Source organism: Candidatus Paracaedibacter symbiosus (genome assembly GCF_000757605.1).
In the GTDB taxonomy this organism is placed as follows: domain Bacteria; phylum Pseudomonadota; class Alphaproteobacteria; order Paracaedibacterales; family Paracaedibacteraceae; genus Paracaedibacter_A; species Paracaedibacter_A symbiosus.
Map to the genome: position 1 here is coordinate 1,254,958 of NZ_JQAK01000001.1, position 17,280 is coordinate 1,272,237.

13 protein-coding genes and 1 pseudogene are annotated in these 17,280 nt (G+C 38.9%); 7 read left to right on the forward strand and 7 right to left on the reverse strand.

What is annotated here, in order from left to right; all coding sequences use genetic code 11:
• The first annotated feature begins 362 nt into the window (after positions 1 to 362).
• From IG80_RS13185 to IG80_RS16750, 3 genes and pseudogenes are all read left to right on the forward strand, one after another.
• Complete coding sequence (locus IG80_RS13185) at positions 363 to 7,793, forward strand: GNAT family N-acetyltransferase (protein WP_052046109.1); 7,431 nt, start codon at positions 363 to 365, stop codon at positions 7,791 to 7,793.
• A 183-nt stretch (positions 7,794 to 7,976) separates the two neighbouring features.
• A pseudogene (gene tnpA / locus IG80_RS12435) lies at positions 7,977 to 8,397 on the forward strand (IS200/IS605 family transposase).
• A 512-nt stretch (positions 8,398 to 8,909) separates the two neighbouring features.
• Positions 8,910 to 9,107 (forward strand): lipocalin-like domain-containing protein, encoded by a 198-nt coding sequence (locus tag IG80_RS16750; RefSeq protein WP_478210014.1) that lies wholly within the window; start codon positions 8,910 to 8,912, stop codon positions 9,105 to 9,107.
• A 26-nt stretch (positions 9,108 to 9,133) separates the two neighbouring features.
• On the opposite strand, the gene IG80_RS0105785 is transcribed toward IG80_RS16750, so the two are convergent.
• A complete protein-coding gene (locus tag IG80_RS0105785) occupies positions 9,134 to 9,385 on the reverse strand; it encodes a hypothetical protein (protein WP_032112924.1) in 252 nt (83 codons plus the stop codon).
• Positions 9,386 to 9,910: 525 nt separating this feature from the next.
• Here IG80_RS0105785 and IG80_RS0105790 point away from each other — a divergent pair.
• Positions 9,911 to 10,711, forward strand: coding sequence for a tellurite resistance TerB family protein (locus tag IG80_RS0105790; protein ID WP_032112925.1), 801 nt, complete (start codon positions 9,911 to 9,913; stop codon positions 10,709 to 10,711).
• Positions 10,712 to 11,115: 404 nt separating this feature from the next.
• Here the strand turns inward: IG80_RS0105790 and IG80_RS15015 are convergent, their stop codons facing one another.
• The 4 genes from IG80_RS15015 to IG80_RS16170 form a co-directional block, all read right to left on the reverse strand.
• The gene (locus IG80_RS15015; RefSeq protein WP_198027201.1) at positions 11,116 to 11,643 is read right to left on the reverse strand and encodes a transposase; all 528 of its coding nucleotides are present in this window, start codon (positions 11,641 to 11,643) and stop codon (positions 11,116 to 11,118) included.
• On the reverse strand, positions 11,606 to 11,830 hold the full coding sequence (locus IG80_RS16755) for a transposase (RefSeq protein ID WP_156962055.1): 225 nt from the start codon (positions 11,828 to 11,830) through the stop codon (positions 11,606 to 11,608). The genes IG80_RS15015 and IG80_RS16755 overlap by 38 nt, the downstream gene beginning before the upstream one ends.
• Positions 11,793 to 11,945 carry a hypothetical protein gene (locus IG80_RS15620; protein ID WP_198027296.1) on the reverse strand — a complete coding sequence of 51 codons (153 nt, stop codon included), beginning with the start codon at positions 11,943 to 11,945 and terminating at the stop codon, positions 11,793 to 11,795. Before IG80_RS15620 ends, IG80_RS16755 begins: the two co-directional genes overlap by 38 nt.
• 63 nt (positions 11,946 to 12,008) lie before the next feature.
• Positions 12,009 to 12,203 carry a hypothetical protein gene (locus IG80_RS16170; RefSeq protein ID WP_232224336.1) on the reverse strand — a complete coding sequence of 65 codons (195 nt, stop codon included), beginning with the start codon at positions 12,201 to 12,203 and terminating at the stop codon, positions 12,009 to 12,011.
• On the opposite strand from IG80_RS16170, the gene IG80_RS17160 reads away from it, so the two are divergent.
• The 3 genes from IG80_RS17160 (at position 12,150) to IG80_RS0105815 (ending at position 13,207) form a co-directional block, all read left to right on the forward strand.
• Positions 12,150 to 12,275 (forward strand): IS3 family transposase, encoded by a 126-nt coding sequence (locus tag IG80_RS17160; protein WP_478210015.1) that lies wholly within the window; start codon positions 12,150 to 12,152, stop codon positions 12,273 to 12,275. The genes IG80_RS16170 and IG80_RS17160 overlap by 54 nt on opposite strands.
• 7 nt (positions 12,276 to 12,282) lie before the next feature.
• A complete protein-coding gene (locus IG80_RS15625; protein WP_198027202.1) occupies positions 12,283 to 12,558 on the forward strand; it encodes a hypothetical protein in 276 nt (91 codons plus the stop codon).
• A 223-nt stretch (positions 12,559 to 12,781) separates the two neighbouring features.
• Positions 12,782 to 13,207, forward strand: a complete 426-nt coding sequence (locus IG80_RS0105815; protein WP_032112928.1) for a lipocalin-like domain-containing protein — start codon at positions 12,782 to 12,784, stop codon at positions 13,205 to 13,207.
• A gap of 313 nt (positions 13,208 to 13,520) precedes the next feature.
• Here the strand turns inward: IG80_RS0105815 and ltrA are convergent, their stop codons facing one another.
• On the reverse strand, positions 13,521 to 15,062 hold the full coding sequence (ltrA, locus tag IG80_RS0105820; protein ID WP_084756274.1) for a group II intron reverse transcriptase/maturase: 1,542 nt from the start codon (positions 15,060 to 15,062) through the stop codon (positions 13,521 to 13,523).
• A 521-nt stretch (positions 15,063 to 15,583) separates the two neighbouring features.
• Positions 15,584 to 16,954, reverse strand: a complete 1,371-nt coding sequence (locus IG80_RS0105825) for an IS110 family RNA-guided transposase (RefSeq protein WP_032112572.1) — start codon at positions 16,952 to 16,954, stop codon at positions 15,584 to 15,586.
• Positions 16,955 to 17,280 lie beyond the last annotated feature (326 nt).

The following is a 17,280-nucleotide window of genomic DNA, read 5'->3' on the forward strand; positions in this document are numbered from 1 at the left end:
TTACAATCAAGTTCCCAGTTTCCCTCTGAAGGTCGTATAACTTCGTATAATGTATGCTATACGAAGTTATTACGGGATACCGCTTAGAAAAAATTGAACCACCTACCCAAAAGATTCAACAGCGCTTGAAGCCCCACCACCCTTATAAGATGAACCTTCACTGCAATTTAGTCAAGCCAAAAATGAAACAGCAGTAATTAGTAACGTTGTCAAAGCCTTGCACAAAACTACAGGGATACCAAGGCACTTTGTTCAGTAGAAATAAAGGAAGTTATTAAGTTTATTTGAAAATGAAGAGCCTCTCAGAAAGAATAAGAATATTAAAACAAAAAAGAAAAATTAAATAAGTAAAGGAGCCTTTAATGTTAGAAACAATGAATCGTTATATCCATGGTTACGTTGCTGTTCCAGTTATTTTATCATGCCGAGAGAGAGGTCTATTTGATCTCTTGAAAAACAAAGGACCTTTATCTTGTGAAAGTCTTGCTCATATATTAGAGGCCAACGATGGTCACTTAAGGGTGGCTTTGCGTATGTTTGAATCCTTAAATTGGATAAAAAAGGACCATAATGGCACCTATACATTAACTCTAAACCCAGAAACATCTCATTTTATTCAATCTATTCCACAAGAAATTTTATCTTTATATAGAATCCCTGCGTTATCATTATTTAAAAATAAGCAACATAGAGAAATCTTATCTTTATGGCTCACAGAATTTACTAAACCCTCCTTTGAGGATAAGCTTCTTTGGATAGATTTTTTTCATGGCGCTGTGGTTGTCCCGCTCCTTTTAGCCCTAAAAGAAGATTATCTTCCTAAGAACTTGTCCTTTCAAGAGCCTATGCATATCCTTTTGAAGGAGCTACCTTCAGAGCTACAACAACTTACAATCATGTTCTTTATAAATAAAGGGTGGGCTGAGCCGAGAGAGAACAACAAGATTTTTTTAACGAATCTTGGGCGCTTCTTAATTGAGCGTGCCTTTAATATGGCTACTGGTGCTTCTTACGCTCCTATGCTAGGGAATATCTCAGAGCTTTTATACGGTGACCCTAAAAAAGTATTTAAAAGAGATGATGAGGGGCATGAGCTGCATGTTGATAGAACTTTAAATGTGCTTTCGAGTGGGTTTCAGCATGAAAGATATTTTGCTGATGTGGAAGATATTATTGTTTCAATTTTTAACCAAGAACCTTTCGAAAATCAACCTCGTTATGTAATAGATATGGGATGCGGAGATGGCACTTTCCTAAAAAAGATATACGAGCTTATTTGCACAAAAACAGCGCGAGGAAAAGCTCTTCAGCAGTACCCTATTGCCATGATCGGAGTAGATTATAACCAGAAATCTCTCGATGCAACTGAAACCACTCTTCAACACATTCCCCATTATACTTTACAAGGTGATATTTCAGATCCCGAACGCCTTATGAATGATCTAGAATTATTAGGTCTTCCTGATCCTGAGAATTGTTTGCATGTACGTTCCTTTCTTGATCATGATCGCCCCTTTCTTGCTCCTGCAAGCAAAAAGCAAACAAAGGATCGTTCACGTATTCCGTATCAAGGTGTGTATGTTAACGCGGAAGGGAAATCCATAGCGCCTAATATTGCTGTGCAAAGTTTGGTAGAGCATTTTGGTCGTTGGTCATCGATTATGACAAAGCATGGCTTAGTTATTTTAGAAGTGCATTCCCTTACGCCCGAGATCGTTTCTTCGTACTTAGATGAAAATGAGAGCTTTCATTTTGATGCCTATCATGCCTTTTCAATGCAACATCTTATTGACGCAGATGTATTCCTTCTTGCTGCTGCTGAAACAGGTTTGTTTCCCAAAAAAGAATTTGCAAAGAAGTATCCTCTTGTCTTTCCTTATACACGTATCACTTTAAATTATTTAGAGAAAAGACCTTATACCTTCTCAAATGCCCAACCAACAGACCTAGCAGATTTAGTAAAATTAGAAGCTCAATGTTGGCCGGAACATCTTCGCGTATCCGAACAAGAATTAAATTCTCGCTTGGAGCGATTTCCAGAAGGACAATTTGTAATAAAACAAGAAGAAAAAATAGTTGGCGTGATTTATACGCAACGAATTACAGATATGCACTTATTAAGTACAGTAAGATTTGATCAGGTTGGGACTTTACATGATTCTTTAGGTGATACGCTTCAATTACTCGGATTTAATATTGTCCCTGAAATGCAAGATAGAGGCTTTGGTGATCAAATTTTAGAATTTGTACTGCAATTAGCTTTTTCTAAGAGTGGGATAAAAAAGATAGTAGGGGTGACACGCTGTAAAAATTATAAAGGCAATTTTCATATACCCATAAATGAATACGTCCAGCAGCATATCGACAGCCCTGAAGGGATAGATCCCATTTTACGTTTTCATACAAGCCATGGAGCAAAAATTGTTAATATTTTACAAACTTATAGACCAGAAGATATAGATAACCAAGGGGCTGGGATTTTGATTGAGTATAACCCTAATCTTCAACGCCAAGATTTGTTAAATCAAACCAAATTTATAGAAAAGCAAAGCAATCAAGATGAGAAAAAGATTTCTGATAACGAGATCTTCTCTTGTATCCTAGAGGTACTCCCCCAAAGGAATGCAATACAATTTTCTCCCACAAAACCTTTAAGAGAAATGGGATTTGATTCTTTAGGATTGCTTGAATTAAGAACTCTCATAAATCAGCGCTTTGGGGTAAAGCTTGATTCCACCTTTTTCTTTGAATATGGTACCCCTGCTTTAATAGCTACGCAACTCCGCAATCTTCTATCTCCTTCGCTTTCCATCAATGATCAAAAGAAGTGTATAGTTGAGAAAAAGATTTCTGATAACGAGATCTTCTCTTGTATCCTAGAGGTACTCCCCCAAAGGAATGCAGTACAATTTTCTCCCACAAAACCTTTAAGAGAAATGGGGTTTGATTCTTTAGGATTGCTTGAATTAAGAACTCTCATAAATCAGCGCTTTGGGGTAAAGCTTGATTCCACCTTTTTCTTTGAATATGGTACCCCTGCATTAATAGTTACGCAACTCCGCAATCTTCTATCTCCTTCGCTTTCCATCGATGATCAAAAGAAGTGTATAGTTATGCACGAGAAAATTAAGGAAAATCCACAATATGGCTTAGAGCCTATCGCAATCGTTGGGATGGCTTGTCGGTTGCCAGGCAATATTAATAATATTGATGATTATTGGAGAGTCCTAAGTGAGGGGAAAGACGCTATTTCTAAAGCTCCTTCTAACCGCTTAGAATTACAATCAAGTTCCCAGTTTCCCTCTGAAGGAGGATATTTAACAGACATCGATAAATTTGATCCAGCCTTTTTTAATATTTCTCCTCGTGAAGCAGAATTGATGGATCCTCAACAAAGAATTTTATTAGAAGTTACTTGGGAAGCCTTGGAACAAGCGGGCATTAATGCAAAGCATCTCCATGGGACAAAAACAGGTGTTTATATAGGAATTTTCTCCCATGATTACGAAAAATTAATAAATAAGGCCCAAAGCGCCGAAAATTTGGATGTTTATTATGGGACAGGAAACTCTGCATCAGTTGCTGCAGGGCGCCTATCTTATGTTCTTGGTCTACGCGGGCCTTCGATTGCGATTAATACAGCTTGCTCTTCTTCATTAGTAGCAGTCCATTTAGCTTGTCAAAGCCTTCGCCAGGGAGAGAGTCAGCTCGCTCTCGCGGGAGGGGTAAATTTGATTCTTTCTCCTGAGTTAAGTATCTCTTTTTCTAAATCGAAGATGTTATCTGCTGATGGACGATGTAAGACTTTTGACGTTTCTGCTAATGGGTATGGCCGTAGCGAGGGGTGTGGTCTTATTGTCTTAAAAAGACTTTCTCAAGCACTGCAAGATGGAGATAATATCCTTGGTATTATACGAAGCTCTGCAGTTAACCAAGATGGCGCAAGCAATGGCTTGACAGCCCCAAATCAAGCCTCACAAATTGAACTTATTAACTCAGCGCTGGCCTCTGCTCATATCGATCCCCCAACCATTTCGTACATTGAGGCACACGGAACAGGGACGCCTTTGGGTGATCCCATTGAAGTAAAAGCTCTAATGGAGACATATGGCCTGGAAAGAAAAACTGAAAACCCATTATTTCTTGGTTCTGCCAAAACCAATATAGGTCATACAGAAGCCGCAGCCGGTATAGCTGGCTTGATAAAAGTAGTATTAGCATTAAAACACCAGTTAATCCCTCCCCATTTACATTTTACGCGCTTAAACCCCCACATAGATTTTGGTAAATGCAATGTCCAGATTCCAACAGAACCTTTACCGTGGCCAACATTTGATGAATCTCCCCGCCGAGGAGCGGTAAGTTCTTTTGGGTTCAGTGGAACCAATGCACACGTAGTAATTGAGGAAGGACCTGGATATGTTTTATCAACCCAGCAGGCTAAACCCTATTATCTCTTAGCTTTATCAGCAAAGCATCCTAATTCTTTAAAGCAACGGCTAGAAGATCTGCATAGCCATCTCAAAGATAATGCAGATTTACCTCTGGAAGCAATCGCTTATACCTTAAATATGGGCAGAAACCATTTTGACTATCGCTGTGCATTTGTCGTCTCCTCTATAGAAGAGTTGCAAGGCGCCTTAGAAGAAATCAAGCAAGGGAAAACGCCCAACCATTATTTAATAGCCAAAGATAAAATCTCTACGGAACAGGAGCCTATATTTGAAGAGATTCTGGGTAGAGTATTAGAAGAACTTCCCGAGAAAAAATCTGAACCCAGTACTTACTATAAGAAATTACTTAGTTTAGCGGATTTATATATCAAAGGATATAATATTGATTGGGGGGTATTACACCAGGGGGAAGCTAAGCAAAGGATTAGTCTACCCACATATCCTTTCTTAAAAGAGCGTTATTGGATTGAACATCCACAAACGAAAGAAGAGGTAAGATCTGGCTCTGTGTCTGAAATGAGAGTAGCTTCAGCTTCTTTTGATTCTCCCTCTCTTCTGGAAAGTGTCAAAGAAGTGCTATACCAAGACGAAATTCCTTCTTCCGTTAAAGGAGAAAATACCGAAGTCCTCAACCCTTGGTGCCAGAAGCTCTTATTGTATACCCTTCAGCAGATGGGTTTTTTTGAGGAAGTTTCTAAGCCTTACACGAGAACTGACCTAAGGGAACAGTTAAGAATTATTCCTGAGCATGAGCGATTATTCTCTGCATTGATTGATATCCTTATACGGAATGGATGGGTTTACGAAGCGGAGGAAAAAATAACACTTTCCTCTCAATATACCAAGGCTCTGCCTTCATCATTAAAACAATTAGAACAGGAAAAAAAAGTACTGAGCCAAGAATACCCTGAGCTGCAAGCCTACCTTAACCTAGCTTGGGCCTGCGTGAGAGCTTACCCCGAAATCCTGAGGGGTGAGAAATCCCATATGGAGGTTATGTTTCCTGGAGGGTCAATGGCTCTTGTGGAGGGAATTTATAAAGGATCATCTCGAGCAGATTATTATAATGAGCAGACGGCTCAGGCTGTGAAAGTTTATGTTCGTGAGCGTCTTAAGCATGACCCTCAAGCAGCGATTACAATATTAGAGATTGGGGCAGGGACAGGAGGGACAAGCACCTTTGTACTCAAAGTTTTGGAGGAATTTAAAGGCTCTGTTCACTATATTTACACAGATATTTCTCTTAAATTCTTGCACCATGGGGAAGAGAAGTGGAAGCAGCAATATCCATGGATGAGTTTTAAACGCTTAGATATCGAAGCTTCTCCTCACACACAAAGTTTTTCTTCTCATAGCGTTGATCTTATTTTTGCCAGTAATGTTTTGCATGCCACAAAGCACATAGATGTTACGCTGAAGAATGTCAAGGAATTACTGAAAGCAAATGGCCTGTTGGTGCTCAACGAGATTAACGAGCGCTCAGATCTTTTAACGTTAACTTTTGGTCTTACCGAAGGATGGTGGTTATTTGAAGATGCACAAAAGCGCATACCCTTTTCTCCTATCTTAACCCAAAAGCAATGGAGAGAAGAACTAGGGAATCTAGGCTTCTATGTAGCGCTTATGCCCTATGAAGTATCAGAGATTGAAGAGGATGTGGAACAAAGGGTTATTCTTGCCGAAAGTGATGGAGTTATTACGCAAGATTTATTAAAATTAAAAGAGGTTTCTCCACGTGCTGAACATGCTTTTAGGACGAACTCTTCAATATCAACAAGCCAATCAGCTCCCCCTTTTTCTTTATCTCAGTATGAAATATCTGCAGAATCACAGATAAAAATGTCTCAGATATCTCAAGAGGAGATCATTAAGTTTATTACTGCCAATCTCGTTGAAGCGATGAAGAAAACTTTAAAGCTACCAAGCAGCAAAATTGACATCAACAAATCGTTTTCAGAATATGGTGGTGACTCTTTAATGAGTATAGAACTGATTAATCAGATTAATACACTCCTTAAAATTTCCCTTAGAATCAATGTATTGTTTGATCATGCTACTATAGCGAATCTATCGCGTTTTATTCTGTCTCATCATGGAGAAAAAATACGTGAGGAACTTATCGAAGCAACCATAGGGACAAAGAAAGTTATTGAAGCTGATGTGAGTGAACTATCCTCGTCGAAGAAAGAGAAACATATCAAAAAATCTCCTACTCCACCTCACGATAATATGATTGAAAAATCCATGTTAGTGACCCAGAAGAAATCGCAGAATCTTTTACAAAAAACTGAAAGGTTAGAACCAACAGAAGACCTTTTAAGCCCGAACATTATACGATCCAAATATTTCTTGCCCGATGTTGCAAATAAAAAAAGGCAGATAATCCCATCTCTTAAGTTTCCAGAGCTTATTCATCTCAATCAAGTTTCTCAGGGACAGCCAGTATTTTGGTTTCATCCTGGGCTAGGTGGAGTTCAACCTTATTATAGTCTTGCGCAAAGCAGTCAGCGCCCTTTTTATGGAATCCAAGCCAAAGGCTGGAATACAGAACAATCTCCATTACGTGGAATCCAAACAATGGCGGCCTATTATGCTCATATTATACAATCCATACAACCTGAAGGGCCTTATGATTTAGGAGGATATTCTTTAGGAGGGATAATAGCCTATGAAGTTGCTCGTCAATTACAGGAGTTTGGACAAACTGTTTCTAGTATAGTGATGGTGGACTCACCTGATACTACGGTACTGAAACACCTCAAATTTTCTTCAAAAAGTGAGTTATTGCACGCAGCAAACTATGAATTGATGGCTGCTTTTGCACAAGAACAAGAATTTGAGGAAATAGTTAAGATTCTTATTCATCGCGAAGAAGTAAATGCTACGTTAGAAGATAAGGCATTTTTAAAGCAGTTAAAACAATTGCTAAAAGCGCGTGGATTGAAAAAAACAGCAAATCAACTGGAAGCAAGACTTCAGAAAAAGGCGAAAGTTTGCCACTTATATGAAGTAAATCACTTTTCTATACAGCCTCTGGCAAATCCTCAAGAAGTATGTTGCTACTACTTCCGCAATAAAAGTGGCTTATTTTTTGGAGAATTAGAGCCTTATTATGCGATCACAAAGAATGAAATTCTGTTGGATCTCATAGATCACGCAAACTACTGGAGGGAGTGGGAAAATCAGTTTCCTAAATTTTATATGACCGACGTAGATTCTTCTAGTCACATCTCAGTGTTATCTGAACCTCAAGCTTATAAAGATATTATTAAGTTTTGCGAGGACTTCTATTCAGCAGAAGGGGCTGAGGAGTCTTTAAGGGCGAATTTCCGGTTCTAGTAGGGATATAAGTAGCCTTATGTTCCCAAGGGAGAAGAGACTATTATTGAGTGACAATTAACTTCTGTAGGATAAGCCCCCAGCTGTGCTGGGGGACAATCAAAGTTTGACAAATGCGGGGGTATTCATAGTCTTTTGAGTTGAACCACTCAGTTCAACAAAAAGGAAAGACAATGAATACCTATGAAAAATAACCATACAAGGTGGGAATGCAAATATCATGCTGTATTTATCCCAAAATATCGTCGTAAAGCCCTATTTGGTTATCTAAGAAAGCATCTAGGAAGAATGTTGCGTGAGCTTGCTTATCAAAGGGAAAGTAAGATTTTGGAGGGACATTTAATGCCAGATCATGTGCATATGCTGATCAGTATCCCCCCGAAATATTCTATAAGTCGGGTAATCGGTTATATAAAAGGTAAGAGCGCTATTCATATTGCACGTGATCATTTAGGCAAGGGAAAAAATTATAGGGGCATGAGTTTTTGGGTAAGAGGATACTTTGTGTCAACAGTTGGTAGAGATGAAAAGCGATACGTGAGTATATCCAAAATCAGGAGAAAAAGATCAACGCATTGAGCAATTGCAATTGAGGTTACGTTAAACCGCTTTGAGCGGTTCACACTTTAACCTCCGGCTTTGCCGGAGGTGACTCATTTTTGCCGGCCGTATCTTGGAAGTTGTCTGTCAATTCAGAGAAACCTCTGGTACAACATAAAACGCATTTTGTGGTCTTTCTTGTATCTAGCCCATTTGGATGAGATCAGAGAGAAGCGGGTCAAGGTCTTTGGAACTTCTAAATTTTTCAGTAGCGTAAAATGAATCGGCGTTTTAGGGACTGATTTGTGTGGTTGGATTGTTTACGCATCCACGCTAATAATTCTTCTGCTTTGGATAGCATAGGGGCAGCTTCAAAGATGGTGTCTAACATGATTCCGTAAATGCGGCGGGCATGAGTTTCTAAATATTCACACCAAGTAAATGCTTTTTGGAGGGAGGACAAGGTTATGTCTGTAAAGCCTCATTATATAGCCGATGACCTTATCTGCCAGGATTTTAAAGTACAATCACCGAACGAGGCTTGGGTCAGTGATATAAGAGATAGCAGATAACTATATAGGATATTTAGGTCGATACGAAATTATTAATGATACGATTAATCATTATCCGGAAGTTAGTTCTTTTCCAAACTTTATCAAAGTTAAGCAAGCAAGAAAATATGAGCATAAAGATAATCGGTTAATACTAACATCTCCTTCCTGCCTTAATGAAGGAAAAGAAATATATTTTTGTGCAATATGGGAACGTACATAACCTCATGTATGAACCTGTCGGCTGAGTCAATGCTTTTTGAGAGGAGAATTGGTTGATAAAAGGAAAGATCGGCTGCAGTCATGTATACGGCCTGTTGGTGAGGTGTTTTTCCCTTTGGTCCTGATGGAAATCCGCCCCTGAGAGATCCCAATCAGTTTGTCGGCTTTTATAAACCATGAGGTTAAGCGGATTTTCGCAATGTGGCTTGACCGATACTCGCCATCAATTTTTCGGCTCTTCAGGATTTGCTGTTGCAGCTTATATTGCCTCCAACCCATGGGATTCCCTAAGGAAATGATATCCAGAGGTATCTAGAAATGCCCTCTGAAAAAAGTGATTTATATTACACTTCCATATTCGTATGATTCAAAAAGGACAAATTCTTGGTCAATCTGCTTGCCAATCTTCCTTCAACAATTTCGCTAACTTGATGGCGTAGCTATGTCCGGAGTTAGCCCGTTTCACTCAAAGTTACAACCTCTCCCCACAGATGCGAACCGGAGTCAAGGGCATAAGCATTATACCAAAATTAATCCAATATATTACAATTCCTTGCGTGATAATTTGATGTTAATTAACATATAATTTAATATTAATAGCAGGTATTAAATTTGTGAATCTAAGGTATATCGTCAATTGCATAGATTCTGAGGAAAGAATGGCAGGTTTCGAGAACCGTATTGCAGAATACGCAAAAGTATTTGCGAAAAGGAAGCGCAGAAAACCGTCATTTTCGTTCAAAAGACGATAATTGAGGGTAAGCCTTAGAAAATGTATTAACCATAAAAACAAGGAATACCTTAATGAAGGCCCTAAGAACGATGTTTACTCATAATCTAGTGTTGATTATTGGAATAATGGCTTTAAGCCTAAAACAGGCATGTGCTATGGAGAAGGGGGTTTTTTTGAACGAAAATCTGAACCCTCTAGAAAGGAAGTTAAAGGGTGTCATGAGAGGTCTCATTTGGGAGCGCTCTCCACAGCCGAATGGCGAAGACCTTAAAGCGGACGGTCCTATGGAAATAACATATGGTTACAGTGGTGGATTAAGTGAAAATATTCTCAAGAGTTATGCTGCTTTAATTTGTAGTGTTGCAGGTGCTGATGGATTAACCAAGGCTGAAGAAGTATATATTAACGGACAGCTTAAGCTTCTCTGTGCCGACAAACAAGGGGAGGGGATATCTCTAAGTGTAATAGATGGGCATCTCGCTGAATTGTATGAAATGTATAAAAAAGTGGAGGCAGGTGAGCTTAAGATTAATATTGAGGATAATATAAAGTCTGCTATTCAAAAACATGTAGAGAATTTGATGGTGGTTGGTAACCCTCCTGAAATTATCAGTGCTGCTGCTAGGTGCGCCTTATATGATGCTATCATGGCTTCAAGCGCAGACGGAGACTATTCTAATCTAGAACGGAAAGCAACTGAAAGTGCAGCAAAGGTGCTTGATATATCTAATAATGAGCTTGAATTACTACAGGAGGGTTGCGAGATAGAAACCTCATTAAATAGAGATCGAGAGATTATTACGAACCCGGACTTTGTAGAAAAGGTTGATGCTGTTTACGAAAAAGTTAATAAATACTATACAAAAAAATAAAAATAGTTTTTTTGAAACGTAAGTTATGAAAATATTGAGTTATTTTTAAACTTGCAGACTCCTTTTTGACTGTATAGTTAAAAAGGAGTCTGCTTATAATATAAGGATTAATCTACTAAAACAGGATCCTTTCTTAAAATGATTTCATCTTATTGCTTATCCCTTATTCCTCCTAACAACGCTGAAAACGAAAACAAGAAATCAAAAAGAAAAATAATCAACTAGTTGCGGGTTTTAAATGCCAATATCCTCAGTAAACGATTTTTATAGTTCAAAGTTTATTTTTGAGGATGAAAAAATGTTTGCACGGGTCATTTTCTCAAAAATTAGTAGATTTTAGGCATAATGGTGCATGCTCATTGAAGAAATTTAATATTAATTGAGTTTTTGAAAATCTAAAGAATTTAGCCGCTACAAAAATGCCTTCGGTTAATCATAGAGTAAGCAATATATTTTATTCCATAAGGGTGTGCGCTGATCCTTTCAAAGCGGAGCAAAAGACGCTTGAATTTGTTTTCCCAGGCAAAAACCCTCTCAGTCGTACGGAAGCGCTCTTTTAAGATTTCAGGGCTAAACATAGGCTTGCGTCCGCGCTTAGTCTTCTTTCTGTTTCTTTTGTTCGGGTTAATGTTAGGCTTCATTCCTACATTAAAAATCTTTTTACGGTTAGCTCTGCAATCATACACCCCATCAAGACTCATGATAGAACCACGAAGGTCAAAACCAACTAATTTTGCAATCTTTATCAAGGGTTTAATGGCCTCTCGTATAAGGGGTGATTCGTTTTGGTTACCGGGAGCAAATATCTTAGGGGAAACAATATTACAATTCCGGTCGCAAATAGCCACAACCTTATCCCCTTTTGTATGCTTGTGGCCATTATATCCTAAATTATCACCCTTTTTTAGCCGGGGTTGTAGAACCATCTCCATGAACGATACTTGTGTCTAATAAATTGTTTTGGAATAAACTATGAACTGTTCCAACAAAGATGCTTTTAAAGCATCCATCTTTTTGCCAACGTTGGAAAGTGCGGAAAATACGGGTATGATGAATTTCTGGTTGCCCAAAAATGTTTTTTTCAATAGGCAGCTCTTTCCACTGGCATCCCGTATGCATGATTTTCAAGATATAGTTGAAGATCCGATAAAATGGGATTTTTGAACGGGGGTCCTCTGGCTCCTGTCATTAAATGAGGCAAGACAAGTTCATTAAACTCATTTTCTTTTAACATGGTTGGAATGCTTTGATATTTCCTGTTTTTTATCATCCTTCCTCCATTAGGATTTGGGTTACTTCAGGCAACAACCATACTGACTATAGATAAAATATATTTTAGGTAAAAATTAAAACTGGCAATGAGTTGCTGGTAATTTACCCTCAATATACCTGCAAGGCTTTGAAAAACTTGGCAGATTACTATGGCATTCAACTGAGTATGGGGAAGGTAGCCAATGCTTTCGATAATGCCGTTGCTGAAAGCTTTTTCCATACTTTAAAAACTGAGCTTGTTTATTTTGAATCATACAAAAACCTTGAGGAGGCAAAAATGAATATATTCTAGTATGTTTATGGTTTTTATAACCAAACCCGAAGACATTCCACGCTTGGATACTTATCGCCAGCCCAGTTTGAGAAAAACTTTTGTGCATAACAAAAAGTTTCTCTTCTTAGTGTCCAATAAATGGTTGCAAGATCACTTCATCCCAACCGCTAATGGTTGGATCTATTGCACTATCATCTTGGATTTATTCTCAAGGATGGTCGTAGAGTTAGCAATTGAAGCAAGCATGACGGTCAAGCTTGTTGGGATTAAACCCCCTAGTGTTTCTTGCCTTGACGGATAAATTGAAAAATGCTTTAGTATTTTTTGAGTTAGGTGAATAAGGGGGGCGCAGCTTCTATATGTCTGAAATCCTTTCTTTATAATTGACTGGTTACTCCTTGCTTTTCAAGCCTTTCTCAAAAATTATATTGGTTAGCACCATATTAATTAATACGGATTCATCGTATTTTATTAGGTGTAGTTGCCGATAAATTAAAAATTTATTTATCAGAAAGGTAAGTATAATGGATAAAGCTTCACTGGTAGGGACTTGGAAACTATTAAATTTTGAACTAAGATCTAATGATGGGGAAGCTATATACCCTTTCGGAAAGGAGCCGATAGGTTATATTATTTATACTCTGAATGATTATATGAGTGTGGCAATTATGTCTGCTAATCGACCTGAATGGAGCACAAATGATTTTCTTGGTGCCCCAACTGATGAAAGATTAGAGATAGCAGATAACTTTATAGGATATTTAGGTCGATATGAAATTATTAACGATATGATTAATCATTATGTGGAGGTTAGCTCCTTTCCAAATTTTATCAAAGTTAAGCAAACAAGAAAATATGAACATAAAGATAATCAGCTAATACTAACATCTCCTCCCCACCATCGTGATGGGAAAGAGATGCATTACCATGTAATATGGGAACGTGCATAATCTCATGTATGGACCTGCCGACTGAGTCACTTGGCAAAAGCCAAAGGTCTTCTCTCTAAAACAGACAAGATCGATTCTATGGTTTTGGCAGAATATGGAGACCATCCCAAACCTGGGGGTGATGGCACAAATACCTAAATTTGCAAGTTTTAATCTCCTCGCAATAAACTGATAGATGCGCTTAAAAATCATCTAAGTTATTAATAGCCGATCCTTATTTTTCCTCACTTTGCAGATCACGCCGGATAAGCAGGGCCCATTACTGAGCCCAACTCTCCTAAGAACCCCGTGTGGGCATTTCTGTCCACGAGGCTCAAGCCTTTATAAGACCATTTCTTGATGATCCAGCTTTTCTGTCCTGTAGCTTTAACAAGTTTTCCCATAACAAACTCCATTTTGTGCGTTTAGGCTGACCACCTTTACGCTTTATTAATCGATTGCCAAGATACTCTTGGTAATTTGGATCATAGGGAGTGGCTTCAGCTCTTATTTTGATATGCCGCTGTATAGGAATCTTGCTTGCTTCCATCAACCTTAGGTAAGTTTGATTTCCATTCTTATCTTTAGTTTTCACGGAAAACACCCAGTTTCTCTGTTGGTATCGTAGAAAATATTTGTCTCTAATCCATCTTCTGCCTTTATTCGGATGTCGTCTTTTGGACCATCTCCATAGAGTGAAGAAGATATGAGCGTCTACATAGCTGAAGGTTTGCTTTGAACAAACATGACGATAGTAATTTCCCCAGCCTCTAATCTTTGAATTCAGACGTTGGACAATCTCTTCCGTCTTTGCTGTTGCGCGGCTCTCTATGATTTCTCGAATTTCAGTAAGAAATCGTTTAACATTGCTTTTGGCAGGTTTAATGATGCACTTACCTTTATACTTACGTATATTCATTCCTAGAAAATCAATTCCTTCATTGATATGAGTGATCTTCGTCTTCTCTTGTGAAAGAGATAAACCCCTTTCTTGCAAGAAGGCTTCTACAGCTGGTCTGACCTTTATTTCTAGCACTTCCCTTGTTGCGCCTGTAATGATAAAGTCGTCACAGTAGATACATATGTTAACTTTATCTTGTCTTCTAGCGACAGCCTTAACTACTGTTTCTAGGCCACTTAACGCAATGACTAAAAGTGCTGGCGAAATTGTCCCACCCTGAGGCGTACCGTTTTCCATAGAGTAAAATCGCCCTTTTTCTATGTAGCCAGCAGCAAGCCACTTCTTGAGCATTCGTTTATCCATGGGTACATTATCTTGTAACCATGTTCCTGATATACTATCGAAGCAGCTTTTTATGTCCCCCTCTAAGATGTACTCAGCAGCATCCTTTCGAGCCAGTGCATCAAAACACCGGGCAATCGCATCTGCGGTTGATCGTAGAGGTCTGAAACCGTAAGCATTTTTGTCTGCTATCATTTCTGCGATGGGTTCGAGTGAAAGCAGGTGAAGTGCCTGTTGGGCTCGACATTCCATCGTTGGAATTGATAATGGGCGAAACGTGCCTTTTGTTTTCTTAGGAATATAGATACGCCTTAGCGGTTGGGTTTTATACCCTTTGCGTTTGAGCGATCTTGCTGCTTGTATCTTTTGTCTGGATGTTTTCCAGACAACTCCATCGATACCTGGCGTTTTTGCTCCTCGATTTTGGACAATTCGTTTTACAGCTAATAACTTAGCGTAATACGAATGGGTAAGAAGTCTTTGCAAAGAGTGTACTTTGCCTTTCTTTCCTTCCCGATAAGCTTTCGCGATACGCATTTGTAGCCGATGTACATGAGCAATAACTGGTTGCCAATCAATGGTATTCCAGTCTTTATCATATGCTGAAGATGCACCAGCTTTTGGGGCTTCCATTACCGTCATTTGCTTTTCTTCATTCTATCGGTTCTGCCAATTCTCTCGCGATTAAAGACCAATGAGACGTCAGCTCACTTTCGTGCTTGGTAACTTTTAAACCAATATCTGCGCCATTACAGCGTAGCCTTCGCTTTTTTTCATCTCCCTTTCTTGCATAGTTGCCAGCTCGTCTCACGACTTGCCTCCCCAGAGCGTTGCCTGGGAGCTATACAAGGTTGCCACGTTCCCTTTTGTCAAAAGCATACTGGGTTAGGTGCTCACTGTAGACCGAGAGATGTATTAACCACGAATGGAGATTAGGGGCGCTCTCATTCTTATCTCTTTCCCTATTTTAGGTCAGGTGTATCAGCCGTTGCACCTGTTCCAAATTACGATCCTTACGTGAATTCACATTACATTCACCATACCAGTTACCTAGCGCTATCCCGAGTTCGGCTCTCAGGAGGATATTCCTCTCACGATTCCTATCTTGCATTAGTATGCTTCGCTACATTGTCAGGATAGCTCTCCTCCTCCTCCTAAGAAACACCTATATTAAATCCTTGTTTTTCTATCTTTTCTATCAAATCATATCCGAGGTGTTTTGCCAGTTTTTCCAATTTCCCCACTAAATTTGCTTTATATTTCTTTTCGTAGCATTCTATACCCTGCTCAACATAATCTTGGCCGTATTTAAGCAATCTATAAAATAAACATGCTATTTTTCTGGCAGTTGCCGTAATTGCCTTCGGTGCTCCTGCTTTGCTTTTTACTCGCCTCATGAATGCCCCAATTGCCGTTTGAGTTTTCCCTGCAGAGCAGGCTGCCAATCTAAATGCCTTAGATGCACTATTTTTTACCTTTCTGGTTTTACTCCCCAATATTTTTGCACCGCTAATTTTATTTGCAGGACTTAAACCCAACCATGACGTGAAATGCTTTTCTGTGGGCCATTTGCTCATGTTTGTGCCAATTTCTGCTGTAATAGCTTGCACTGTAAGCTCGTTCAGACCAGGAATAGCCGTAAAATCTACACCTATAAGCGCATATAAGCTTTCCCTAAGATTAAATTTAGGAATATTTGAAGATGATAACCTACGCTTCTTCTTTTTTAATGGTTCTTTATTTTCTTTTTTGTCAAGTTCCTGATAATAAACCTCAATTACTTTATCAAGGTCTTCTATCTGTTTTTGATAAAAATTGTATGATTCAAACTCTTGCTTCAATACAAAGAGATGCTCTTGCCGATAATCACCATTCAATGATTTGGCAATAACGTCTTCGCTGCTTTTGATCCCATTATTTCGTAATTTGGCTAATTTAATCGGGTCACGTTCACCTGTAAGAATCGCATTAATAATAGCTGTACCAGTAGCGCCAGTAATATTGCTGATTACGTTATGGAGCTGTATGTTCATCTCCGTTAAAGCTTTTTGCATACGCAAAACATGGCTTGACGCGCTTTCAATTAAACGTGCTCGATGACGTATATAGCTACGAAGAACACAAATCTGATCATCAGGCCGAAATGAAGCTCTCAACAATCCATAACTATGTAATTTTTGCAACCAACCACAATCTTCGACATCAGTTTTTTTGCGTCCAGGTGCACCTTTTACATGTTGAGCATTAATAAGATTAACTTCAAATCCTGCGCGTTCAAGTATTTGGTATACTGGAATCCAGTAAACACCTGTAGATTCCATAGCTACAGATTTAATTCCACATTTCTTTAACCATGTTGCCATCATATTTATGTCTTCAGTAAAGCTGCCAAATGATCTTATGCGTACACTATCTCTATCTTCTGGGACGCAAACGTAATGTATTTTTGAGCCAATATCTATACCTGCCGCATCAAGATTAATCATTTCCAACCCTTTTGCACTAGCGCTTTTTTTCTTGCTCATTGTAAAACCTCCGGTTATATGGGGCTTAGGCCATTGCCGGAGCTGCTATAGTTGGGGTGGTTTGAAATGTATAATCTCCTAAACGAGGTATCTTACGATCCATCAATATAAAAACCACAAGCCCCAAGACCAGACTTTATTACGGGTACAAGACGCCATTGAGCGGACGGTCATAACTCTCAAAGTAGCTCCGACATCCACACAATAGCAGGGCTGATTCTGTTTCTTACATATAAAACAAGATCCGCCAGGAGATTGTGTGCGACTTTATTCATGTCCTTAGGTTCACCTGGTGGTACAGGTGGTCCTCTCCTTTATTCAACGGA